The sequence below is a fragment of the Streptomyces sp. NPDC053474 genome (assembly GCF_044544845.1).
GTDB lineage: Bacteria > Actinomycetota > Actinomycetes > Streptomycetales > Streptomycetaceae > Streptomyces.
In genome coordinates this window covers 616,440-639,293 of record NZ_JBITXV010000004.1, presented here as the reverse complement: position 1 = coordinate 639,293, position 22,854 = coordinate 616,440, and the positions used below count along the sequence as shown (strand labels likewise).

Annotated in this window: 19 protein-coding genes and 1 pseudogene; 8 read left to right on the top strand and 12 right to left on the bottom strand. The window is 71.4% G+C overall.

What is annotated here, in order from left to right; genetic code table 11:
• Positions 1 to 672 carry a papain-like cysteine protease family protein gene (locus ACIG3E_RS12800; RefSeq protein WP_399614764.1) on the bottom strand — a complete coding sequence of 224 codons (672 nt, stop codon included), beginning with the start codon at positions 670 to 672 and terminating at the stop codon, positions 1 to 3.
• A 267-nt stretch (positions 673 to 939) separates the two neighbouring features.
• On the opposite strand from ACIG3E_RS12800, the gene ACIG3E_RS12795 reads away from it, so the two are divergent.
• A complete protein-coding gene (locus tag ACIG3E_RS12795; RefSeq protein ID WP_399614860.1) occupies positions 940 to 1,884 on the top strand; it encodes a hypothetical protein in 945 nt (314 codons plus the stop codon).
• Between the two features lie 37 nt (positions 1,885 to 1,921).
• Here the strand turns inward: ACIG3E_RS12795 and ACIG3E_RS12790 are convergent, their stop codons facing one another.
• On the bottom strand, positions 1,922 to 2,344 hold the full coding sequence (locus tag ACIG3E_RS12790; RefSeq protein ID WP_366790640.1) for a Rieske (2Fe-2S) protein: 423 nt from the start codon (positions 2,342 to 2,344) through the stop codon (positions 1,922 to 1,924).
• 186 nt (positions 2,345 to 2,530) lie between these two features.
• On the opposite strand from ACIG3E_RS12790, the gene ACIG3E_RS12785 reads away from it, so the two are divergent.
• Complete coding sequence (locus tag ACIG3E_RS12785) at positions 2,531 to 3,454, top strand: carbohydrate kinase (RefSeq protein ID WP_399614761.1); 924 nt, start codon at positions 2,531 to 2,533, stop codon at positions 3,452 to 3,454.
• Positions 3,455 to 3,582: 128 nt separating this feature from the next.
• On the opposite strand, the gene ACIG3E_RS12780 is transcribed toward ACIG3E_RS12785, so the two are convergent.
• Positions 3,583 to 4,443: a helix-turn-helix transcriptional regulator gene (locus ACIG3E_RS12780; protein ID WP_399614758.1), complete on the bottom strand. Its 861-nt coding sequence runs from the start codon at positions 4,441 to 4,443 to the stop codon at positions 3,583 to 3,585.
• Between the two features lie 112 nt (positions 4,444 to 4,555).
• Here ACIG3E_RS12780 and ACIG3E_RS12775 point away from each other — a divergent pair, with 112 nt between their 5' ends.
• Positions 4,556 to 5,122, top strand: coding sequence for a YceI family protein (locus ACIG3E_RS12775; RefSeq protein WP_399614757.1), 567 nt, complete (start codon positions 4,556 to 4,558; stop codon positions 5,120 to 5,122).
• A 142-nt stretch (positions 5,123 to 5,264) separates the two neighbouring features.
• Here the strand turns inward: ACIG3E_RS12775 and ACIG3E_RS12770 are convergent, their stop codons facing one another.
• On the bottom strand, positions 5,265 to 6,056 hold the full coding sequence (locus ACIG3E_RS12770; RefSeq protein WP_399614756.1) for a crotonase/enoyl-CoA hydratase family protein: 792 nt from the start codon (positions 6,054 to 6,056) through the stop codon (positions 5,265 to 5,267).
• 354 nt (positions 6,057 to 6,410) lie between these two features.
• Positions 6,411 to 9,524 (bottom strand): excinuclease ABC subunit UvrA, encoded by a 3,114-nt coding sequence (gene uvrA / locus ACIG3E_RS12765; RefSeq protein ID WP_399614754.1) that lies wholly within the window; start codon positions 9,522 to 9,524, stop codon positions 6,411 to 6,413.
• 221 nt (positions 9,525 to 9,745) lie between these two features.
• Here uvrA and ACIG3E_RS12760 point away from each other — a divergent pair, with 221 nt between their 5' ends.
• Positions 9,746 to 10,453: a maleylpyruvate isomerase family mycothiol-dependent enzyme gene (locus ACIG3E_RS12760; RefSeq protein WP_399614752.1), complete on the top strand. Its 708-nt coding sequence runs from the start codon at positions 9,746 to 9,748 to the stop codon at positions 10,451 to 10,453.
• A 20-nt stretch (positions 10,454 to 10,473) separates the two neighbouring features.
• Complete coding sequence (locus tag ACIG3E_RS12755; protein WP_399614750.1) at positions 10,474 to 11,130, top strand: MBL fold metallo-hydrolase; 657 nt, start codon at positions 10,474 to 10,476, stop codon at positions 11,128 to 11,130.
• Between the two features lie 34 nt (positions 11,131 to 11,164).
• Here ACIG3E_RS12755 and aroQ read toward each other — a convergent pair whose 3' ends face one another.
• On the bottom strand, positions 11,165 to 11,626 hold the full coding sequence (gene aroQ, locus ACIG3E_RS12750) for a type II 3-dehydroquinate dehydratase (RefSeq protein ID WP_399614748.1): 462 nt from the start codon (positions 11,624 to 11,626) through the stop codon (positions 11,165 to 11,167).
• 106 nt (positions 11,627 to 11,732) lie between these two features.
• Between aroQ and ACIG3E_RS12745 the strand changes: the two genes are divergently transcribed.
• Positions 11,733 to 12,800 (top strand): S66 peptidase family protein, encoded by a 1,068-nt coding sequence (locus ACIG3E_RS12745; RefSeq protein ID WP_399614746.1) that lies wholly within the window; start codon positions 11,733 to 11,735, stop codon positions 12,798 to 12,800.
• Between the two features lie 132 nt (positions 12,801 to 12,932).
• A pseudogene (locus tag ACIG3E_RS12740) lies at positions 12,933 to 13,119 on the top strand (MFS transporter); the annotation flags it as partial.
• Between the two features lie 18 nt (positions 13,120 to 13,137).
• Here the strand turns inward: ACIG3E_RS12740 and ACIG3E_RS12735 are convergent.
• From ACIG3E_RS12735 to ACIG3E_RS12710, 6 genes are all read right to left on the bottom strand, one after another.
• Entirely contained in the window at positions 13,138 to 14,238 is a 1,101-nt protein-coding gene (locus ACIG3E_RS12735) for a calcium:proton antiporter (RefSeq protein WP_399614744.1), read from the bottom strand.
• A gap of 169 nt (positions 14,239 to 14,407) precedes the next feature.
• Positions 14,408 to 15,415, bottom strand: coding sequence for a TerC family protein (locus ACIG3E_RS12730; RefSeq protein WP_399614742.1), 1,008 nt, complete (start codon positions 15,413 to 15,415; stop codon positions 14,408 to 14,410).
• A gap of 348 nt (positions 15,416 to 15,763) precedes the next feature.
• The gene (locus ACIG3E_RS12725) at positions 15,764 to 17,725 is read right to left on the bottom strand and encodes a TerD family protein (RefSeq protein WP_399614739.1); all 1,962 of its coding nucleotides are present in this window, start codon (positions 17,723 to 17,725) and stop codon (positions 15,764 to 15,766) included.
• 80 nt (positions 17,726 to 17,805) lie between these two features.
• The gene (locus tag ACIG3E_RS12720; RefSeq protein ID WP_172387537.1) at positions 17,806 to 18,384 is read right to left on the bottom strand and encodes a TerD family protein; all 579 of its coding nucleotides are present in this window, start codon (positions 18,382 to 18,384) and stop codon (positions 17,806 to 17,808) included.
• 148 nt (positions 18,385 to 18,532) lie between these two features.
• Positions 18,533 to 20,677 (bottom strand): excinuclease ABC subunit UvrB, encoded by a 2,145-nt coding sequence (gene uvrB / locus ACIG3E_RS12715; protein WP_399614736.1) that lies wholly within the window; start codon positions 20,675 to 20,677, stop codon positions 18,533 to 18,535.
• A gap of 51 nt (positions 20,678 to 20,728) precedes the next feature.
• Entirely contained in the window at positions 20,729 to 21,616 is an 888-nt protein-coding gene (locus ACIG3E_RS12710) for an MHYT domain-containing protein (RefSeq protein WP_399614734.1), read from the bottom strand.
• Positions 21,617 to 21,888: 272 nt separating this feature from the next.
• Between ACIG3E_RS12710 and ACIG3E_RS12705 the strand changes: the two genes are divergently transcribed.
• Positions 21,889 to 22,791 carry a glycerophosphodiester phosphodiesterase gene (locus ACIG3E_RS12705; protein WP_399614732.1) on the top strand — a complete coding sequence of 301 codons (903 nt, stop codon included), beginning with the start codon at positions 21,889 to 21,891 and terminating at the stop codon, positions 22,789 to 22,791.
• The last annotated feature ends 63 nt before the right edge of the window (positions 22,792 to 22,854 follow it).

The window sequence follows — 22,854 nt, the reverse complement described above, 5'->3', positions numbered from 1 at the left end:
TCACGCCCCTATCCGGTACAGCGAGTGGGTCCAGGAGAACGTGTTGTTGTTGATGTACCAGGAGTGCGACGCCCAGTTGTAGCGGTCGTTCGACGGCCACGGGTCGCCCCAGTAGACCCAGCTGTTGGCGGTGTCGTAGCCGTAGAGGGTGTGCATGTGGCCGCCGCCGTTGGACCACTGGATGCGGGTCTCGACGGGACGGTTGGCGTTGATCTCGGCCTGCACGGTGTCGTAGCGCAGCCAGCCGTTGACGTACGAGCCGCGGTTGATGCCCATCCAGCCCAGGGCGGTCTGCACGTTGCCCAGGGTGGCCTGGTTGTTGGGGCACTCGGTGTTCTGACTGCGGTTGAAGGCCGCGTTGCAGAACTGGTTCTGGGAGTAGTTCTTGCCCATGAAGGTGGCGATGGTGTTGCCCGCCGCCGCCCAGCACCAGTTGGTCTTCTGCTGCGCCTGCATGGTGAGGTTCAGGCGCTTGGCGGCGAGGGCGGAGGGGGCGGCGGCGCGCTCACCGGCCGCGGGGGACGACACGGAGGACGCGGTGGAGCGCGGCGCGGCGGTGTCGTGCGGGGCCGCCGCGGCCGTGGCCGTCGGCACGGCCGCCAGGGCCGTCACGGCGACGGCGAGGGCGGAAAGCCGTCTCCGCCGACTGGAGTTGCTGGATCTGTGGTGCATCGCGGTCCTCCCGAGCAGTGGGGGTTTGAGGTGGAGGAACGCGTCCGGACGCTGGATTGAGCATCAAGCCTTGTTGACTTCCGGTCAACACGCTTCAATGCGGGGTTAATGGAACCGTGAACAACAGCCCACCCCTGTGAACACCGGCCGTACGCTCACCTGGTCGCCCGCTCCGATCAGCGCGTACACACCCCCGGCCTGTGTGAACGTTCACAGAAAGGACCCGCGGTGCGGCCCGCGCCCTCCCCCACTCATCCCCCCACCCGCCTGCCCGCCTCTCCCCTCGCGGACACCGTCCCCGCGGAGCTCGCCTCCGCCCTGCGCACCGGCCCCTTCCACGTCGCGCTGCGCGCGGCGATCGCCGCGCGCAGACTGCCCCTGCAACGCGTGCGCCACCACCTCGCGCGCCACGGCGTCAGCGTCGGGGTGACCAGCCTCAGCTACTGGCAGCAGGGCGCGCGCCGCCCGCAGCGCGCCGAGTCGCTGCGGGCCGTGCGCGCCCTGGAGGAGATACTCGACCTCCCCGAGGAGTCCCTGATCCGGCTGCTCGCCCGTACCGACGACTGTCCGGACGGCGAACGGCCCCCCGCCCGTTCGTACCGCTCCCTGGTGGAGGCCGCCGACGTCCTCCAGGCCCTCCTGGGCGAGTTGGGGTCCCCTCTCGACGGCGGTCTGCACACCGTCGGCCACCACGAGCGCGTCCGCATCGGCGCGGCGCGCGAGCTGCTCGGCCGCGACTCCGAGCACATCGTGCGCGCGCACCGGGACGGCGTGGACCGCTACGTCGCCATCCACCACGGCGACCCGGACTGCGCGCCCGAGCGCACCCGGGTCCTCGCCCTGGACAACTGCCGCACCGGGCGCGTCCGCTGGCACCACGACACCGGCGTCCTGGTCGCCGAGCTGCTCTTCGACGTGCGCCTGCGCGCGGGCGAGACGCACATGTTCCGCTACGGCTTCGAGGACGGCACGGCCGGGCCGAGCGGCGAGTACTTCCGCGGCTTCAGCTTCGCGGGCGGCCAGTACGCCCTCCAGGTCCGCTTCGCCAAGGGCGCCCTGCCCGTGCGCTGCCACCGCTTCACCCAGCACTCGGCGGCCGCCCCGCGCGTGGGCCGCAGGGAGCTCACGCTGACCGGCAGCCACCGGTCGGTGCACCTCGTGGAGCCTCAGGTGCGGGCCGGGATCGTCGGGATCGAGTGGGACTGGGAGTGAGGACGGGGCGGGGCACGGAGTGAGCCCCGCGGCCGCCTCAGGCCCCGGGGCCCGCCACGATCTTGCCGCCCGCCACCTTCACGGGCAGCTCCTCCAGGGGAGCCACCGCGGGCTCGTGCAGCACCTTGCCGTTCCGCGCGTCGAACTGGCTGCCGTGGCACTGACAGGTCAGCTTGCTGCCCTGGAGCTTGTGGATGGGGCACCTCGCGTGCGTGCAGATCGTGCTGAACGCCTTGTACTCGTCGTCCGCGATCCTGCTGACCACCACGTTGTGGTCGGTGTACAGCTTCGAGCCGCCCACGGCCACCTCGTCGGCCGCGCCCAGGTCCACCGGCTCGGTCGGCGCCGAGCGGCTGCCGTTGCCGTCGCCGGACGAGCAGGCCGTCAGGCCGAGCCCGGCGACCGGGACGAGCGCGGCCGCGCGCAGCACGGCGCGACGGGCGTGAGGGGTGCCGGACATGAGGTCTCCACAGGTCAGGAGGGTTTGGCGACGGGGCAGACCCTACCGTTGCGGACCTTCGTGACCGCGCCCGGCACGCACGTGACCGTGTCGGCCCCGGCCGTGCCCGGGTGCCGCCCGCCCCGGTCCGACCGCCGGGCAAGGCTCTAGCCTGTGCGCAAGCCGAGCGCGGGAAAGGACCCATCAGTGATAGTCGCCGCAGGTGAAGCCCTCATCGACCTCGTTCCGCAGGACGCCGGTCCGGCGGCGGGCGCGGCCCTCGCCCCGCTAGCGCCCCGGCTCGGCGGCGGGCCCTTCAACACCGCGGTCGCGCTCGGCCGCCTCGGCTCCCCCGCCGGCTTCTGCTCCCGCGTCTCGCGCGACGCGTTCGGCGAGGCGCTGCTCGCGCGGCTGCGGACGGCGGGCGTCGACGTCTCGCTGGTGCAGCGCGGCGCCGAGCCGACGACGCTGGCCCTGACCTCGATCGCCGCGGACGGCTCGGCGGGCTACTCCTTCTACGTCGACGGCACGGCCGACCGGCTCTTCGCCGCGCCCGCGCGCCTTCCCGACGGCGTACGGGCCATGACGTTCGGGACCTGCTCCATGGTCCTGGAGCCGGGCGCGAGCGCGTACGAGGACCTGATGCGGCGCGCGGCCGCCCAGGGCGTGTTCACGGCCCTCGACCCCAACATCCGGGCCGGGCTCATCCCCGACGCGGGCGCCTACCGCGCCCGCTTCAAGAGCTGGCTGCCGTCGGTGGCACTCCTGAAGCTGTCGGAGGAGGACGCGCGCTGGCTGGGCGGCACGCCCCAGGAGTGGCTGGTATCCGGGCCCGCCGCGGTCGTGGTCACGCGGGGCGGCGACGGCCTGTCGGTGCTCACGCGCGCGTGCGGTGAGGTCGGTGTGCCGGGCGTCCCCGTGGACGTCGTGGACACGATCGGCGCGGGCGACACGGTCAACGCGGCACTGCTGCACTCCCTGGCCGCCCGGGACGCGCTGTCGGCCGACGCCGTGGCCCGGCTCGACGCCGACGCGTGGACACAGGTCCTGGGCTTCGCGGCGCGCGCGGCGGCCGTGACCTGCTCACGGGCGGGCGCCGAGCCGCCGTACGCGGCGGAGGTGGACGGGTAGGGCCTGCCGAAACGGCTGACGCGTAGCGCCGCGTCCGTGGGCCGGGCCGGTGTGTGCCTGCGGGCGCCTGCTCGTGCCTGCGTGCGGGCCCTCCGTGCGTGCCTGCGTATGTGCCCGCGTGTGCCGTCTCAGCCGCTGACCGCGCGCAGGCCGCCCGGCTGGCGGCCGTTCAGCCGGTCGAGCGCGGCCGACGTGGCGTCGTCGGCCGGGAGGTACACCAGGAGGCGCTGCCCGTCGACGTCGGGCAGGGCGAGCGACTCGTACGCGAGACGCAGGGTGCCCACCTGCGGATGGCTGAGGCGCTGTACGCCGCTGCGGCGCGGCACATCGGGCACGGCGTGGGCGCGATCGGCGAACGGCGCTCCGGCGAGGACCGTCAACTCGTCCACGAGCTGCACCACATGGGGGTCGATCATCGGCGATTCGCTTCTGAGGTGCGCGATCTGCTCGTCGGCGACGCGCTCCCAGTCGGGGAAGGCGGTGCGGGCCCGCTCGTCGGTGAAGACGAACCGCAGCAGGTTGGGCCGGTCGCCGTCGAGCAGCCCCAGCGGACGGGCGACGCGTTCGTAGCCCGTCGTGTACGCGATGATGTCGCTGAGCCGGTTGAGCAGCACGGCCGGGGTGGGCTCCAGGCGGTCGACGACGGCCCGCACGGTCGGGCGCACCTCCCGGGCCGGAGGCGGGGCCGCCGAGCAGCACGGGCCGTCGGCGCCGCCGCTGGCCTTCTCCAGGCGGCGCAGATGGATGCGCTCCTCCATGGTCAGGCGCAGCGTGTCCGCGAGCGCGCCGAGCACCTGCGGGGACGGGTTGCGGTCGCGGCCCTGTTCAAGGCGGGTGAGGTACTCGACGCTGATGCCCGCGAGCGTGGCGACCTCGGAACGGCGCAGTCCGGGGGTGCGCCGACGCGGCCCGCTCGGCAGGCCGACCTCCGTGGGAGTGACGGCTTCACGGCGTGTGCGCAGGAAGGCGCCCAACTCGTTGTCGCTCACTTGGCGAACGTACCAGGGGGATCCGCGGGTCGTGGGCCCGGATCATGGCCCTGTCACTACCAGTCTCGACCCGGCCTTCCTCCGCCTCGCGGCCCGCCCCAGAGTGGTCGGCATGAGCTTCGAAACCACTGACGCGACCGTTGCCACCACCCCTCTTCCTCTGCCCGCGGGCCGCTGGGCCATCGATCCGTTCCACTCCGCGGTGAACTTCACGATCCGTCACCTGGGCATCTCCAAGGTGCGGGGCCGCTTCGCCGAGTTCGACGCGGAGCTCGTCGTGGGCGAGACCCTGGAGACCAGCTCCGTGACGTCCACGATCCAGCTGGCCTCGATCGACACCGGCAACGCGGACCGTGACGCGCACGTCCGCGCGTCCGACCTGCTCGACGTGGAGCGCCGCCCCACCATGACCTTCCGCTCCACGCGCATCGAGGGCGCGGGCGAGGACTGGACGATGGCGGGCGAGCTGACCATCGGCGACGTGACCCGGCCGGTGACGCTCGCCGTGGAGTTCGGCGGGCTCGGCGAGTTCGGTGAGGTCCGGCACGCCGGCTTCGAGGCGACGGGCGAGATCCGGCGCAGCGAGTACGGCCTGTCCTTCGCTCCCGGGATGCTCGGTGAGGTCGTCAAGATCCAGCTGGACATGCAGTTCCTGGAGCCCGGGAAGGGCGACGCGTAAGCGGAGCGGCCGCCTGTCCGGCGGCCTTCGTTGTCCCTTTGCCCCCCTTGCCCGCTTTGCTGGTCCTGTTCGCGCTACTCGCTTTGCTTGTACTGCCTGTACTGCTCGTGCTGCTCGTCCTGCTGGCAGTACGAGCCCTCGGTCAGCCCTCTTCGAAGGCGCCGTGCCGTCCCGCTCCGGCGGTGAAACGGGCGGCGCCTTCGGCTGCTTCCGCGAGCGCGTGCAGGCCGTGCCGCAACTCGCCCGCCAGCGCCCGCTGTTCGGGCAGCCCGTGCTGTTCGCGGGCGGAGAGCCGGTCGTGCCGCAGACAGGTCTGCGGGAACGCGGCGATCTCGGCGGCCAGCCGCTCGGCCGCGGCACGGGCGGTGCCCTGCGGTACGACGCGACTGACCAGGCCCATCCCGAGGGCCTCGGCGGCGTCCACGGGGCGGCCGGTGAGGATCAGGTCGAGGGCGCGGCCCTCACCGATGATCCGGGGCAGGCGTACCGTCCCGCCGTCGATGAGCGGCACGCCCCAGCGGCGGCAGAACACGCCGAGCACGGCGTCGTCCTCGGCGACCCGCAGGTCGCACCAGAGGGCCAGCTCCAGGCCGCCCGCGACGGCGTGCCCCGAGATCGCGGCGATGACGGGCTTGGTGAGCGCGAGCCGGGTGGGGCCCATGGGGCCGTCGTGCGCGCCGTCCACCTCGGCGACGTCGTTGCCGTCCGGGGTGCCCATCACCTTGAGGTCGGCGCCCGCGCAGAAGGTGCCGCCTTCGCCCCACAGGACGGCGACGGACGCTTCCGGGTCGGCGTCGAAGGCACGGAAGGCGTCGGCGAGGGCACGGGCCGTGGGCCTGTCGACGGCGTTGCGCACGTCCGGGCGGGAGAGGACCACGGTGGTGACGGGTCCGCTCCGCTCGACACGGACGGCGGGCCCTGCGGGTGTGGGCATGTCGTACGTCTCCCTGGTGGTCGTACGGGTCCAAGGACCGGGCGCGGTCCTGGCCGCCTCAGCCGATCACGGCGGCGTACCGCGCGACAAGGCAGGGGCGCGCCGTCCTTGCGGAGGGCGCGCCCCTGGTGTGCGGCCGGACCACGCGGCCTGGACGCGGTCGGGCCGTGCGGCCAGGCCTTGCGGCCCGGCTTGGCGGTGCCGCATACCGGGGCCTCGCGGCCCTTGGCGCGGTTAGGCCTTGCGGCCCGGCTTGGCGCTGCCACATACCGGGCCTCACGGCCCGGGCGCGGTCAGGCCTCTGCGGTGCGCCTCTGCGCTGCCGCATGGCGGGCCTCGCGGCCCTTGGAGCGGTCAGGCCTTGCGGCTCGTCGCCTTCTTCGCTGGTGCCTTCTTCGCGACCGCCTTCTTGGTGACGGTCTTCTTGGCGGTGGCCTTCTTGGCAGGTGCCTTCTCGGTGGTGGCCTTGGTGGTGGAGGCCTTGGTGGTGGAGGCCGTCGCCTTCTTCGCGGTGGCGGTCTTGGCCGTCCTGGCGGTCGCCGTCTTCTTCGCGGGGGCGGAGGTGGCCGCCACGGCCGCCTTCTTCCTCGTGCGCCGCGCCGGTGACGGACTCGCGTCGCTGATGCGGTCGGCGGCGACGATGTCCCGCAGGAACTTGCCCGTGTGGCTCGCGGGCACTCCGGCGACCTGCTCGGGGGTGCCTTCGGCGACGACGAGGCCGCCGCCGCTGCCGCCCTCCGGGCCCATGTCGACGACCCAGTCGGCCGTCTTGATCACGTCGAGGTTGTGCTCGATGACGATGACCGTGTTGCCCTTGTCGACGAGGCCGGACAGGACCTTGATGAGCTTGCTGATGTCCTCGAAGTGCAGACCGGTGGTCGGCTCGTCCAGGACGTAGACCGTGCGGCCCGTGGAGCGCTTCTGCAGCTCGCTCGCGAGCTTGACGCGCTGCGCCTCGCCGCCGGAGAGCGTGGGCGCGGACTGGCCGAGGCGGACATAGCCGAGGCCCACCTCGTGGAGGGTCTTCAGGTGGCGGGCGATGCCGGGGACCGCCTCGAAGAAGTCGAGCGCCTCCTCGATGGGCATGTCGAGGACCTCGGCGATGGACTTGCCCTTGTAGTGCACGTCCAGGGTCTCGCGGTTGTACCGCGCGCCGTGGCAGACCTCACACGGGACGTACACGTCCGGGAGGAAGTTCATCTCGATCTTGATGGTGCCGTCGCCGGAGCAGTTCTCGCAGCGGCCGCCCTTCACGTTGAACGAGAAGCGGCCGGGGAGGTAGCCGCGGACCTTGGCCTCCGTGGTCTCCGCGAAGAGCTTGCGGACGTGGTCGAAGACGCCGGTGTATGTCGCCGGGTTCGACCGGGGGGTGCGGCCGATGGGCGACTGGTCGACGTGCACGACCTTGTCGACGAGGTCGTCGCCCTCCACGCGCGTGTGGCGGCCGGGGACCGACCGCGCGCCGTTCAGCTCGCGGGCCAGGTGGGTGTACAGGATGTCGTTCACGAGGGTCGACTTGCCGGAGCCGGAGACGCCCGTGACGGCCGTGAGCACACCGAGGGGGAAGGAGACGTCGATGTCCTGGAGGTTGTTCTCCCGGGCGCCGTGGACCGTGAGCTGACGGCTCGGGTCGGCGGGGCGGCGCACGTCGGGGACGGGGATCTCCTTCTTGCCCGACAGATACTGGCCCGTCATGGACTCGTCGTTGGCGAGCAGCTCCTTCAGGGAGCCGCTGTGCACGACCTTGCCGCCGTGCTCGCCCGCGCCGGGGCCGATGTCGACGACCCAGTCGGCGACCTTGATGGTGTCCTCGTCGTGCTCGACCACGATCAGGGTGTTGCCCATGTCACGCAGCCGGACCAGGGTCTCGATGAGCCGGTGGTTGTCCCGCTGGTGCAGGCCGATGGAGGGCTCGTCGAGGACGTAGAGCACGCCGACCAGGCCGGAGCCGATCTGGGTGGCCAGGCGGATGCGCTGGGCCTCGCCGCCGGAGAGGGTGCCCGCGGCGCGGTTCAGGGAGAGGTAGTCGAGGCCGACGTCGACGAGGAAGCGCAGCCGCTCGTTGACCTCCTTGAGGACGCGCTCGGCGATCTTCTTGTCGCGGGCGGTCAGCTTCAGCTGGGCGAGGAAGTCCGCGCAGTCGCTGATGGACATCGCGGAGACCTCGGCGATGGACCTGCCCATGACCGTGACGGCCAGGACGATCGGCTTCAGGCGCGTGCCCTCACAGGTGGGGCACGGCACCTCGCGCATATAGCCCTCGAAGCGCTCGCGGCTGGAGTCGCTCTCGGCCTCGGAGTGGCGCCGCTTGACGAAGGGGACGGCGCCTTCGAAGGCGGTGGTGTACACCCGCTCGCGGCCGTACCGGTTGCGGTAGCGGACTTCGATCTGGGTCTTGTGGCCGTAGAGCAGGGCCTTCTTGGCGCGCTGCGGGAGGCCCGCCCAGGGCATGTCCATGGAGAAGCCGAGGGCGTCGGCGAGGGCGCCGACCAGACGGCCGAAGTAGTCCTTCGTGTGGCCGTGCGACCAGGGGTGGATGGCACCCTCGTCGAGCGACTTCTCCTCGTCGGGGACGAGGAGCTCGGGGTCGACCTCCATGCGCGTGCCGATGCCGGTGCAGTCGGGGCAGGCGCCGAAGGGCGAGTTGAAGGAGAAGGAGCGGGGCTCCAGCTCCTCGAAGGACAGGTCGTCGTACGGGCAGTACAGGTGCTCCGAGTACATGCGCTCGCGCTCGGGGTCGTCCTCGGGGAGGTCGACGAAGTCGAGCACGACCATGCCTCCGGAGAGGCCGAGCGCGGTCTCCACGGAGTCGGTCAGGCGGCGCTTGGCGCTCTCCTTGACCGTGAGGCGGTCGACGACCACCTCGATGGTGTGCTTCTCCTGCTTCTTCAGCGTGGGGGGCTCGGAGAGCTGGATCGTGGCGCCGTCGACCCGGGCGCGGCTGTACCCCTTCGTCTGGAGGTCGGCGAAGAGGTCGACGAACTCGCCCTTGCGCTCGCGCACCAGGGGCGACAGGACCTGGAAGCGGCTGCCCTCGGGCAGCTCGAGGACCTTGTCGACGATGGCCTGCGGCGACTGGCGGCTGATCGGGCGGCGGCACTCGGGGCAGTGCGGCTTGCCGATGCGCGCGAACAGCAGGCGCAGATAGTCGTACACCTCGGTGATGGTGCCGACCGTCGAGCGCGGGTTGCGCGAGGTCGACTTCTGGTCGATGGAGACCGCGGGCGAGAGGCCCTCGATGAAGTCGACGTCGGGCTTGTCCATCTGGCCGAGGAACTGGCGCGCGTACGACGAGAGGGACTCGACGTACCGGCGCTGACCCTCGGCGAAGATCGTGTCGAACGCGAGCGAGGACTTGCCGGATCCGGACAGACCGGTGAAGACGATGAGGGAGTCACGCGGGAGGTCGAGCGAGACGTTCTTGAGATTGTGCTCGCGCGCGCCACGGACGATGAGACGGTCGGCCACGCCGGTCCGCACCTTTCTTGAGAGAAGTGACAGGGGCGGGGCCCCCGTCCTTCACAGACTAGGGCGACCCACTGACAATGCCGGGCCGGATCCTGTGGTTGGTGAAACGCGGACCATCAAGAGTGCCCGATGCTTCTGTCGAGCGTATAGCACGGACATTCGATTTGAGGGGGTGGTCCACCGCCTTCACCCGAACGTGTGGCGGGGCTATCGTCTGGCCCATGATTGATCATGTGCGCGACCTGGCGTCTGTACGTGACGCGACCGAAAGGCTGCTGAGCGCAGTCTCCTCATGGGACAACGCCGCGGCCGCCGAGCCGTCACGGCTTCCGGGCTGGAGCCGTGGCCACGTCCTCACCCACCTCGCGCGGAACGCCGACGCTTTGGTGAACGTTCTCGCAGGCCGCCCCATGTACACGAGCGCCGAGGCCCGTGACGGCGACATCGAGCGGGGCGCGCCGCGGCCCCTGGCCGAGCAGATCGAGGACCTGCGGCTCTCCGCGGCTCGCTTCCAGGACGAGGCCGACCGGCCCGCGGACTGGTCCCGGACGGTGGAGCTGCGCAACGGCGTCACGGACTCCGCGTCCCGGGTGCCGTTCCGGCGGTGGATCGAGATGGAGATGCACCACGTGGACCTGGGCGTGGGGTACGAGCTGGAGGACCTGCCCACCGACTTCGTGGAGCGAGAGATCGACTTCCTCACGGCCCGCTTCCTGGGGACGGCCGACGTCCCCGCGACCCGTGTCACCGACGGCACGCGCGCGTGGGACACGGGCCGCGCCCCCCAGAGCCCGGACAAGCCCGAGATCACCGTCAGCGGCCCGGCACCCGCCCTGCTCGGCTGGCTCGCGGGCCGCCGCGACCCGCAGGAGCTCGCCGCCGCCCTGACCGTCGAAGGCGGTCCGCTCCCCTCCCTGCCCCCGCTCTAGGACGGATTAGGCTGACTTCCATGACGTACAGCGGAGCGGTGAAGGTCGGCGGACCCGCGGACGTGCACGAGCTGCGGGACCTGATGATCTCGAAGGTCGCGGTCGGGCCGATGAACAACAACGCCTATCTGCTGCGCTGTCGGGCCACCGACGAGCAGCTCCTGATCGACGCGGCAAACGAGGCCCGGACCCTGCTGACCCTGATCGGCGACGACGGCATCGCGGCCGTCGTCACCACCCACCAGCACGGTGACCACTGGCAGGCCCTGGAGGAGGTCGTCGGGGCGACGGGCGCGCGGACGTACGCGGGCCGCGAGGACTCCGAGGGCATCCCGGTGCCGACGGACGTCCTCGTCGACGACGGCGACACGATCGAATTCGGCCGGATCTCGCTCACCGCGCGCCATCTCGTGGGCCACACGCCGGGCTCGATCGCCCTCGTCTACGACGACCCGCACGGCCATCCGCACGTCTTCACGGGCGACTGCCTCTTCCCCGGGGGCGTCGGCAACACGTGGAAGGACCCGGAGCGGTTCGCGAGCCTCATCGACGACGTCGAGACGAAGATCTTCGGCACGCTTCCGGACGAGACCTGGGTCTACCCCGGGCACGGCGACGACACGACGCTCGGCGCCGAGCGCCCGCACCTGCCGGAGTGGCGCGAGCGCGGCTGGTGAACCGGTGGGCGGCGCCGGTTCCCCGGCGCCGCCGTCAGCCCCGCGCCACCAGCGCGGCCACCCGCTCCACCCCGAAGACGTACCCCTGCACCCCGCAGCCCGCGATGACGCCGTCGGCGCGCCGCGAGACGTACGAGTGGTGCCGGAAGGCCTCCCTCTGGTGGATGTTGGAGATGTGGACCTCCACCACCGGCATGCCGTCACAGGCGTTGAGCGCGTCCAGGATCGCGACGGACGTGTGGGAGTAGGCGGCGGGGTTGATCACGATGCCCACGTGGTGCTCGCGCGCCTCGTGGATCCAGTCGACCAGTTCGCCCTCGTGGTTGGACTGCCTGAGGTCGACCCTCCCGCCGTGCGCCGCGGCCGCCTCAGCGCACCGGGCCTCGACGTCGGCGAGCGTGTCGGTGCCGTAGATCTCCGGCTGCCGCTTGCCCAGGAGGTTCAGGTTGGGCCCGTTCAGGATCATGATCGGGGCGGTGGCGAGGGTGTGGGGCACAGGGTCCTCCGTGCGTCGGGCTGCTGCTCACAGACGGTCTATCACGGCGCGTCCCGGGCTTTTATCGCGGTGCGGGTGCCGGGCGGCCCGTCGTACGCTGCCGGGCATGACGCCGTCCCAGGAGCCGCCCCGCTACCCTCCGAAGCCCCGGCCGGGTGACCGCGTAGCGGTCGTCTCGCCGTCCTCCGGGCTGCCGGGACTCTTCCCGCTGCCCTTCGACCTGGGACTCGCGCGCCTTCAAGTGGAGTTCCACCTGGAGCCGGTGGAGTACCCGACGACGCGCAAGATGGGCTCCTCGCCGCGCGAGCGGGCCGAGGACCTGCACGCCGCGTTCGCCGACCCGACGGTGAAGGCCGTCATCGCGAGCATCGGGGGCGACGACCTGATCACCGTGCTGCCGTTCCTGGACCGGGAGTTGATCCGCGCCAACCCGAAGCCGTTCTTCGGGTTCAGCGACAGCACCGTCCTGCACGCCTTCCTGTGGCAGACGGGCATCGTCAGCTTCCACGGCGCGTCCGTGATGTGCGAACTGGGGCGCCCGGGGGCCATGGCCCGGCAGACAGCCGACTCCCTTCGGGCCGCCCTCTTCGTACCGGGTCCCTACGAAGTGGTGCCCGCCGACCGCTTCCGCGTCATGGACGTCCCCTGGGACGACCCGGACACGTTCGTCGCCGAGCCGACGACCGAGCCGGGCGAGGGCTGGACCTGGCACCTGCCCGAGGGCGCCGAGCGGGTCGTGGAGGGGCGCACCTGGGGCGGCAGTCTGGAGGTCCTGTCCTGGCTCCTGATGGCGGACCGCGAGATCGCCCCCGACCCGGCCGCGTACGACGGTCATGTGCTCTTCCTGGAGACCTCCGAGGAACTGCCCTCCGCCGACGCGGTGTTCCGGATCCTGCGCGCCCTGGGCGAGCGCGGGCTCCTCGCCCGCTTCGGCGCGCTCCTCATGGGCCGCGCGAAGAGCTGGAGCTTCGACCGACCCCACCCTCCGGAGGAGCGGATCCGCTACGCGCGCGAACAGCGCGAGGCGGTGCTCCGGGCGCTCGACGCGTACGCCCCGGACACCATGGCGGTCTTCGACGTGGACCTGGGGCACACGGATCCCCAGTACGTGATCCCCTATGGGGGCGTCGTGCGGGTGGACGGCTCGCAGAGGCGCATCACGGTCACGTACTGAAGCTCTTCCCGGGGCGGCGGCGCCGGTCGGCGACCGGCAGGGTGCTGGTGACCTCGGGGGTCTGCAGCCCCAGGGACAGGAGAGCCCGGACTTCCTCGGCGCGGGCGAGCCCGCGCGCGTGCCGTCGCCACGGGGGGGGCGCTGACGCCCGTGTCGGCGCACCTGGGCGACCGCTACGGGCGGCGTCCGCTGTGTCTGCTCGGGCACGCCCTGGGGCGTGGCGGCGTATCGGACGGCCGTGGCGGTGCTGAGCCTCGGCTGCTTCGCGCTGCGGCCCGAGACGCGACCCGCGGGCCGGGCGGTGCCGGTCGCCGGGTGACGGGCACCGCCCGGCCTCTCACGGGTTCATGGCCAGCTCCAGATAGGCCGCGAAGAGCACCAGGTGGACGCCGCCCTGGAGGAGCGTGGCCCGGCCCGGCACGACGGTGAGCGTGCTGACGCCGACCGTGAGCAGGAGCAGCACCATGTGGGTCGAGCTGAGCCCGAGCACCAGCGGCCCGGTCAGCCACACGGAGGCGATGGCGACGGCCGGGATGGTCAGGCCGATGCTGGCCATCGCCGAGCCGAGGGCCAGGTTCAGGCTGGTCTGCACGCGGTTGCGGCGGGCGGCGCGCACGGCCGCGATGGTCTCCGGGAGCAGCACGAGCAAAGCGATGATCACGCCGACGACGGCGTGCGGCAGGCCCGCGGACTCCACGCCCGACTCGATGGTCGGCGACACGCCCTTGGCGAGGCCGACGACGCCGACGAGGGCGAGCGCGAGCAGCCCGAGGCTGATCAGGGCGGTGCGGGCGGAGGGGCCCTCGGCGTGGTCGTCGGTGTCGAGGACGTTGCCGTCCTTGGTGACCGGCAGGAAGTAGTCGCGGTGGCGCACGGTCTGGGTCGCCACGAACAGGCCGTACAGGACGAGTGAGGCCAGGGCCGCGAACGTGAGCTGCGAGGTGGAGAACTCCGGGCCCGGCTTGGACGTCGTGAACGTCGGCAGGACCAGGCTGAGCGTGGCCAGCGTGGCGACCGTCGCGAGGGCCGCCCCGGTGCCCTCGGGGTTGAAGACGGCGACGCGGTGCCGCAGGGCCGCGGTGAGCAGACAGAGACCCACGATGCCGTTACAGGTGATCATCACGGCGGCGAAGACGGTGTCGCGGGCCAGGGTGGAGCTCTTGTCGCCGCCGTCGGCCATCAGGGTGACGATCAGGGCCACCTCGATGATCGTCACGGCGACGGCGAGGACCAGGGAACCGAACGGTTCGCCCACGCGGTGCGCGATGACCTCGGCGTGGTGCACCGCGGCGAGCACGGCCCCCGCGAGGACCACCGTCACCAGGGCGACGATGCCTCCGGGGAGTTCCCGCCCCCACGTGCAGGCGAGCAGGACGACTCCGAGAACGGGCACCGCTGCCGTCCACCGCGAGGCGATGGCCCGGAGTCTAGGGATCATGCCTTCGATGCTGCCCCGCGCGCGGGAGGGCCGCGACTCCATACGTTCCTCTCTATGCGGAAGCGGTGCACAGTCGAGGACTGTGCACCGCTTCCGGTGGTTCGTTCCGGCGGCACCCGCTCCCTACGGAGAGGGGCGCCTTCGTACTGCCTCTCTACGGAGAGGGCGGTTACGCCTCGATGCTGTCCTTCTGGGCATCGTCCTTGCCGGTCTCCGCGGCGGCCGCCTCGCGCTGCTGCTCCTTCTTGGAGGCCATGAGGCTGGTGATCGTCGTGATGACCAGGACACCGCAGATGACACCGAGCGAGACCGGGATGGAGATCTCGGGGACGTGCACCCCGTTCTCGTGCAGGGCGTGCAGGACGAGCTTCACGCCAATGAAGCCGAGGATCACCGACAGGCCGTAGCTCAGGTGGACCAGCTTCTTCAGGAGGCCACCGATGAGGAAGTACAGCTGTCGCAGACCCATCAGGGCGAACGCGTTGGCGGTGAAGACGATGTACGGGTCCTGGGTGAGGCCGAAGATCGCGGGGATCGAGTCCATCGCGAACAGCACGTCGGTGGTGCCGATGGCGAGCATGACGACCATCAGGGGCGTCATGATCTTCTTGCCGTTCTTCCGGACGAACAGCTTCGTGCCCTCGTACCGGTCCGAGACGCCGAACTTCTTCTCGATGGACTTCAGGAGGCGGTTCTCCTCCCAGTCCTCTTCCTCCTCGTCGGCGCGCGCCTCCTGGATGAGCTTCCAGGCGGTGTAGATCAGGAAGGCGCCGAAGATGTAGAAGACCCAGGAGAAGTTGGCGATGACCGCGGCACCGGCGGCGATGAAGATCGCTCGCAGGACCAGTGCGATCAGCACGCCGAACAGCAGCACGCGCTGCTGGAGGTGGGAGGGCACCGAGAACTTCGCCATGATCAGGATGAAGACGAAGAGGTTGTCGACGCTCAGCGACTTCTCGGTGATGAAGCCCGCGAAGAACTCGCCCGAGGCCTGGCTCTCGCCCGCGATCAGCAGGCCGAGCCCGAAGAGCGCGGCGAGCACGATCCAGACGATCGTCCAGATTCCGGCTTCCTTGATCGACACGTCGTGCGGCTTGCGGCCGATGAAGAAGTCGACCGCGATCAGGGCACACAGACCGAGAACGGTCGTCACCCACAGGGTCATTGAAACGTCCACTGCGCCTCCGGCGTCGTACGGCTACTGATCAGCGTCGTCGCTGCCGGAGGTCTCTTCCACCCGGGCGCCCTCGGCGCCTGGCGGGCCGACGCCCCGGGACCGATGGCGGTCCGTATTGACGGGCACGTCGCGTATGGAGTACTCCCCTCCGCACAGAGAAGCCTACGCGAAAGACCAAGGTTTGGTAAAGGCCACGACAAGCGGCCGCCAAATAGCCAGGTCAGAGCCGCTCGTGGTCACTTAGTCGACATGCGGATCACTCGTCAGGAGTGCGCTCATGCGTCACCGGTCGGGTCGTGAGAGCCCTCGGCGCGACGGCGGGAGGCCGCCGCGCCGCGGTGGGAGGGCTCAGCGGCTGCCCGTGCGCCGGGCCGTGCCCACGCCCGCCAGGACGTGGTGGAGGACCTCGCTGCCGGTGGGCGCCAGCGGCGGCTCGTACGTCCACGCGTGCCCCACCCAGGGGTCGGCGAGGTGGTCGTCCGGCACCGGGGTCAGGCGCAGGAGCGCGCGCCACAGCGGGTCGAGCAACGGTCCGTACTCCCGGGCGTCCTCGCGGTCGGCGACCATCATCAGATGGACGCCGACGGCCGGGCCCTCGTCGGCGAGATAGCGCAGCTGGGTCACGGCGCGGTCGTCGAAGCCGTGCGGGAAGTCATTGACCACCAGGAGGTGCTCGCCGGTGTCGAGGTCCGGCGGCAGGGACGAGGTGACGCCGCCGCGGACGGCCATCTGCAACAGGTCCACCCGCTGAGTGAGCCGGGTGAGGACGGCGCCGGTGCCCGCGGCGCCGGCGGCGGGCGGCTCGTCCAGGACCCCGGAGGTCACGAGCGGCGCGAGCGCGCTCGCGCCGGTGCCCGCCGGATCGATGACGTGCACGGTGAACTCGCCGGGCGGATAGACGGCCAGCAGGCGCGCGGCGTGCGCGACGGCGCTGTCCAGGGCGAGGCGGCGCAGGGTGTCGGCGTCCGCGAGGGAGTCGCTGCCCGAGCGGCCGCTGTCGATCCACAGGCCGCGCTCCAGGGGCAGCCGCACCAGCATGGGGATGCGCAGGTCAGGGCGCTCGGGCAGATGGAGTCCGCCGAGGCGCACGGCCATGGGGATCTCCATGGGAGCGCGGTAGGCGTGCCAGACGGGGCTCGACCAGTCGGCGAACGCCGGGGGCAGTGCGGGCTCCACGACGTCCGCCTCGGCGGCGAGCTGGGCCAGGTCGCGGTCGAGCGCGGCCCTGGCCTGGTCGACGAGGTCGCCGTGCTTGGCGCGGGCGGTCTCGCGCGCGGCGTCGCCCGCGCCGCCGATGCGGCTGCGCGGGTCGGACAGGACCTTGTCGAGCTCCTGCTCCCTGCGCGAGTCGGCGAAGTCGACAGCGCTGCGGTAGGCCGCCGTGGTGCGGGCCAGGTCCTCGAACATGCCCCACACCTGGTTGTACAGGCGCTCTTCCAGGGACCAGCCGGTGGCGTCGCCCGCGACGGGCTGTGCGGGCTGCCCGGGCGCGGCCGTCGGCACGGTGGGCGGGGGCGGCGGGGGCGCGCTGGTCTGGCGGCGGGGGTGGGTGTAGTTGACGGGGCCGCCGTCGCCGGGCTGGGCCGGGGCGCCGTCACCCGGCGCGGGCGGGCCCGGCTGCGGCGGGACGGGGTGGGGGGCGGCCGGTTCCCCCTGCGGGGCGGGCGCGCCCTCGCCGGGCGCCGTGTGCCCCTGGGCGGTGGCCCGCACCCGGGCCTCGTCCGCCGGGCGGGGCGGGGGCGCGGCGACGGAGCGGGCGAGGCCCTGGGCCACCGCTTCGTTGATGGTCGCCGCGAGGTCCTGGGCCTGGGGCAGGCCCTGGTCGGTGAGCATCTCGGCGAGGCCGCCCGCGTAGCCCTGGCCGACGGCGCGCACCTTCCAGGCGCCCTGCCTGCGGTACAGCTCCAGGGCGACGACGGCCGATTCGGCGGTGAGGTCCGTGAGGGTGTAGCTGGCGATCTCGGTGCCGTCGAGGCCGGTGACGGCGACGAACGGCGCGGCGACGGCACCGAAGCTGGCCGGGCCGGCGACGCCGACGGGCAGCGCCAGCAGGACGTTGACCTGGTGGGCGTCGTTCGGCAGCGCGTCGAGGTCCACGGCGAGGCGGTGGTCGGCGGCGGCCTGCCGGGACACTTCGAGGCCCGGCAGGGTGGGCGCTCCGGGGTGGGCGACCCAGGAGGTGCCGCGGACCTTGCGCCGGTCGTCGCTGAGTGTGGCGCCGGCGACGACCGGCTGGGCGGCCGACACCCGGACCTCTAGGCGGGTGCCGGGAAGCGGGTGGTTCTGCCCCCTGACCAGCTCGGCCGTCATCGCGTTCGTTCCCCCTTGTCGGCCCCCTCACCGGGCCTTCGTACGTACGGACCGCCGCCCTGGGACGGCCGGGTCGGGCCCTACAGGTGCGGCAGGATCGCCGGCATCAGGTCCTGGAAGGTGCGGCCGTTGGCCGGGCTGCCGAGGGCCGTCATCTGCCAGCCGGTGCCCGCGCGGTGGACCTTGGCCATGATCTGGGCGGTGTACTGGCCGCCGCCGTCCAGGGTGTAGCGGGCGAGCTCCTGGCCGTTGGTCTCGTCGACCAGGCGGCAGAAGGCGTTCTGCACCTCCTGGAACGTCTGGCCCGTGAAGGAGTTCACCGTGAAGATGATCTGGTCGATGTGGACCGGGACGCGCTGGAGGTCGACGAGGATGGCCTCGTCGTCGCCGCCCTGGCCGACGCCGCCGACCAGATTGTCCCCGGTGTGCCGCACGGAGCCGTCGTCGCTGACGAGGTGACGGAAGAACACCACGTCCACGGGCTGCTTGTCGGCGAACAGGACGGCGGACGCGTCCAGGTCGATCTCGCGCGTGCGGGTGCCGAACAGGCCGCGCCGCGGCGCCGCCTTCCAGCCGAGGCCCATGCGCACCGCGGTCAGGGCGCCCCCGTCGTTCTTCTGCAGGCTGATGGCCTGGCCCTTGGTCATGTTGACCGTCACGCGCTGTCCCCTTCTCGAACTCCCCAGGGCGGCCGCCGCCTTCCGGCGGCCGCCCCATCACCCTATGCAGCGGACTCCGGCGCGCCGCAGCTCGGTCCGCACATTGTGTCGGTGTTGCAACACACCGCGACGTCCGGGCCTTTCTCCGCTATGCCAGGCCCGCCTCCTTCATCTGCCGCAGTTCCTTCTTCATCTCGGACACCTCGTCGCGCAGCCGCGCGGCGATCTCGAACTGGAGGTCCGCGGCGGCGGCGCGCATCCGCTCGGTCATCTCCTCGATCTGCGCGGCCAGCTCGGTGGCGGGCTTGTCCGTGGGCACCTGCTTGTCCTTGGCGGACTTCTTCCCCGCCTTGGCGGGCGCCCCGGCGGCCGCCTTGCCGAGCGAGGGCACGGGGGCCTTGGCGCTCTTGCCGTCCTTCGCCTTGCGGTAGTTCGTGCCGAGGAGCTGCTCGGTGTCGACCTCCTCGCGCGCGATCGACGACACGATGTCGTTGATCTTCTTGCGGAGGGGCTGCGGGTCGATGCCCCGCTCCTTGTTGTACGCGATCTGCTTCTCCCGGCGGCGGTTGGTCTCGTCGATGGCCTTCTCCATCGCCGGGGTGATCTTGTCGGCGTACATATGGACCTGACCGGAGACGTTGCGCGCGGCGCGGCCGATGGTCTGGATCAGCGAGGTGCCGGAGCGCAGGAAGCCTTCCTTATCGGCGTCGAGGATCGCCACCAGGGAGACCTCGGGCAGGTCGAGGCCCTCGCGCAGGAGGTTGATGCCGACCAGGACGTCGTACTCGCCGGCCCGCAGCTCGCGCAGGAGCTCGACGCGGCGCAGGGTGTCGACGTCGCTGTGCAGATAGCGGACCTGGATGCCCAGTTCGAGGAAGTAGTCCGTGAGGTCCTCGGCCATCTTCTTGGTGAGGGTGGTGACGAGGACGCGCTCGTCCTTCTCGGTGCGCTTGCGGATCTCGTGCACCAGGTCGTCGATCTGCCCCTCGGTGGACTTGACGACGACCTCCGGGTCGACGAGTCCGGTGGGGCGGATGATCTGCTCCACGTGTCCGTCCGAGCGGGACAGCTCGTACGCGCCCGGGGTCGCCGACAGATAGACGGTCTGCCCGATGCGCTCCTGGAACTCCTCCCACTTCAGGGGGCGGTTGTCCAGCGCGGAGGGGAGCCGGAAGCCGTGGTCGACGAGGGTGCGCTTGCGGGAGGCGTCGCCCTCGTACATGGCGCCGATCTGGGGGACGGTGACGTGCGACTCGTCGAGGACGAGCAGGAAGTCGTCCGGGAAGTAGTCGAGCAGGGTGTGCGGCGGGGTGCCGGGGTCGCGGCCGTCGAAGTGCATCGAGTAGTTCTCGACGCCGGAGCAGGAGCCGATCTGGCGGAGCATCTCCAGGTCGTACGTCGTGCGCATGCGCAGCCGCTGGGCCTCCAGCATCTTGCCCTGCTTCTCCAGCTCCGCGAGGCGCTCGGCGAGCTCCTTCTCGATGCCGTCGACCGCCTTCGCCATGCGCTCCGGGCCCGCCACGTAGTGCGAGGCGGGGAAGACGTAGAGGTGGTCGTCGTCGCTGATGACCTCGCCGGTGAGCGGGTGGAGCGTGGACAGCGCCTCGATCTCGTCGCCGAACATCTCGATGCGCACGGCCAGTTCCTCGTAGACCGGGAAGATCTCGATGGTGTCGCCGCGGACGCGGAACGTGCCCCGGGTGAAGGCGAGGTCGTTGCGCGTGTACTGGATGTCGACGAAGCGGCGCAGGAGCTGGTCGCGGTCGATCTCCTCACCGACCTTGAGCGGCACCATGCGGTCCACGTACTCCTGCGGGGTGCCGAGGCCGTAGATGCAGGAGACGGAGGCGACCACGACGACGTCGCGGCGGGTGAGCAGCGAGTTCGTCGCGGAGTGGCGCAGGCGCTCCACCTCCTCGTTGATCGAGGAGTCCTTCTCGATGTACGTGTCCGACTGCGGGACGTACGCCTCGGGCTGGTAGTAGTCGTAGTAGGAGACGAAGTACTCCACCGCGTTGTTCGGCAGGAGCTCTCGGAACTCGTTCGCCAGCTGGGCGGCCAGGGTTTTGTTCGGCGCCATGACGAGCGTCGGGCGCTGGAGCTTCTCGATCATCCACGCGGTGGTGGCCGACTTGCCGGTGCCGGTCGCGCCGAGCAGGACGACATCCTTCTCACCTGCGCGGATGCGCTTCTCCAGCTCGGCGATGGCGGTCGGCTGGTCGCCACTGGGCTGGAACGGGCTGACGACCTCGAAAGGCGCCACCGTGCGTTCGATCTTCGATACGGGCCGCATGGGATCCACCGTACGACTCCGCACTGACAATGCCGCTTCCTCGCGGTGCGCTCACCACTTCTGCGGGGCGCGCGCCCCGGGCCTGCGGCGGCTCCGGCGGCCCGGCCGCGCCGGTGATCTGCGGCCGACGTGCCCGTACTGGCGGTCGCCCGAGCGCGGCACGGGGTAGGCGGGGGTGCGCGGCCGTGCGGCGGCCTTCAGGTCGGCCTTGCCAAGCATCATCAGCGGGTCGACCATCATGACCACGCCCGCGAGCAGCAGGAAGGCCAGCGGGCCGATCATGAGGGGCGCGAGCAGCTCGGCCGACGAGCCTCCAGGCGAGGGGCTCGGGGTGCTGTGCAGGTGGACGCTGACGGCGGCCATGCCGGTGTAGTGCATGCCGCTGACGGCGAGGCCCATGACCAGGCTGGCGCCGAGGCTCCACAGGAAGCCCCTGACCTGTCCGGCGGCCCACAGGGCGGCGGTGGCCGCGACCACGGCGATCACCACGGAGGCGGCGACGGTGAAGGTGTTGTACTGGAGCCTGCCGCCAAGGCGCATCCCGGCCATTCCCAGGTAGTGCATCGACGCGATGCCCAGGCCCGTGATGGTGCCCCCGGTGAACAGGGCCGTCCCCTTGGCGCCCCGGTAGCCGACGATGAAGATCCCGACGCCGACCATGACGACGGCGACGGCGAGGCTGGCGAAGGTCGTCAGCCGGTCGTAGGTGATGGGGGTCTCCTTGACGGTGAATCCCATCATGGCGATGAAGTGCATGGTCCAGATGCCGGAGCCGATCGCGGCGGAGCCGAGGGCGAGCCAGCCCGGCCGCCAGGAGTGGGCGACGAGCAGCGACCTCGTGGTGCAGCGCAGGCCGAGCGCCCCGCCGAGACAGGCCATGAGGTACGCGACCACGGGTGTGACCAGCCCGTAGCTGAAGCCGTCGACCGTGCCCTCCATGAGCGCTAGCCCTTCCGCCTGTCGTACGCCAATGTCCCGGAACACCCCGTCCGCCCCCGGTCGACCGCCGGGTGACGGAGCGTCGGCTGAGGCGAGGGTAGGGCCCTTCCAGGAACGTACGAACGATTTTCCGGCAAAGAAACACGGCTTCCGCGCGCGGGGTCCCCACATGGGGGGCTGGTGTTCAGCCTGTGGCCATCCTGCACCTGTCCGTAGTTGGCCGTGCACTGTCACGCTCTCGGGGTCCCCCGAGCTCTACGCGAGGAGAAGCCGTGCCCGCACGCGCAGCCGCCGCCACGACCGCCGCCCTCCTGGGGGCGGGCGCCCTGGTACTCCCCTCCACCGCCGCCGCCGAGACATCCGCCCAGGAGACCCGCGTCCAGGCCGCCGCCGCGCACCACGGGCCGCTGGTCGTCGCCCACCGCGGGGCCTCCGCCTACGCCCCCGAGAACACGCTCGCCGCCATCGACAAGGCCGACGAGCTCGGCTTCCGCTGGGTCGAGAACGACGTGCAGCGCACCAAGGACGGCGTGCTCGTCATCGTGCACGACGACAACCTGAAGCGGACGACGAACGTCGAGGAGGTCTTCCCCGACCGCGCCCCCTGGAAGGTCAAGGACTTCACCGCCAAGGAGATCGCCAAGCTCGACGCGGGCAGCTGGTTCAGCGCCAAGTACAAGGGCGCGCGCGTGCCGACCCTCACGCAGTACATGAACCGCCTCACGGAGAACGGCCAGCGGCTCGTCCTGGAGATCAAGAAGCCGGAGCTGTATCCCGGCATCGAGCGCGAGACCCTGCGGGTGCTGCGCGAGACGGGCTGGCTCGACCGCCACCACGTGAAGCACGAGCTGGTCGTCCAGAGCTTCAGCGCGGACAGCGTCCGGCAGGTGCACGCGCAGCGCCCGGACATCAAGACCGGCTTCCTGGGGACGCCCGCCGTCGCGGACCTGCCGACGTACGCGCGGTTCGCCGACCAGATCAACTCCACGCACACGTCCATCTCCGACGACTACGTGGGCGAGATCCAGGACCTCAAGGGTCCGCACGGCAAGCCGCTGGAGATCTTCACCTGGACCGTCGACGAGGCCGCGGCCGCGCGGCGGGTCGCGGACTTCGGGGTGAACGGCATCATCACCAACAAGCCCGACGTGGTGCGCGCGGCGCTCCGCGACTGACCGGCTCGCCCGGCCGGTGCCGCCCGGAGCGGCACCGGCCGGGCGGCGTTGTCAGTGCCCGGT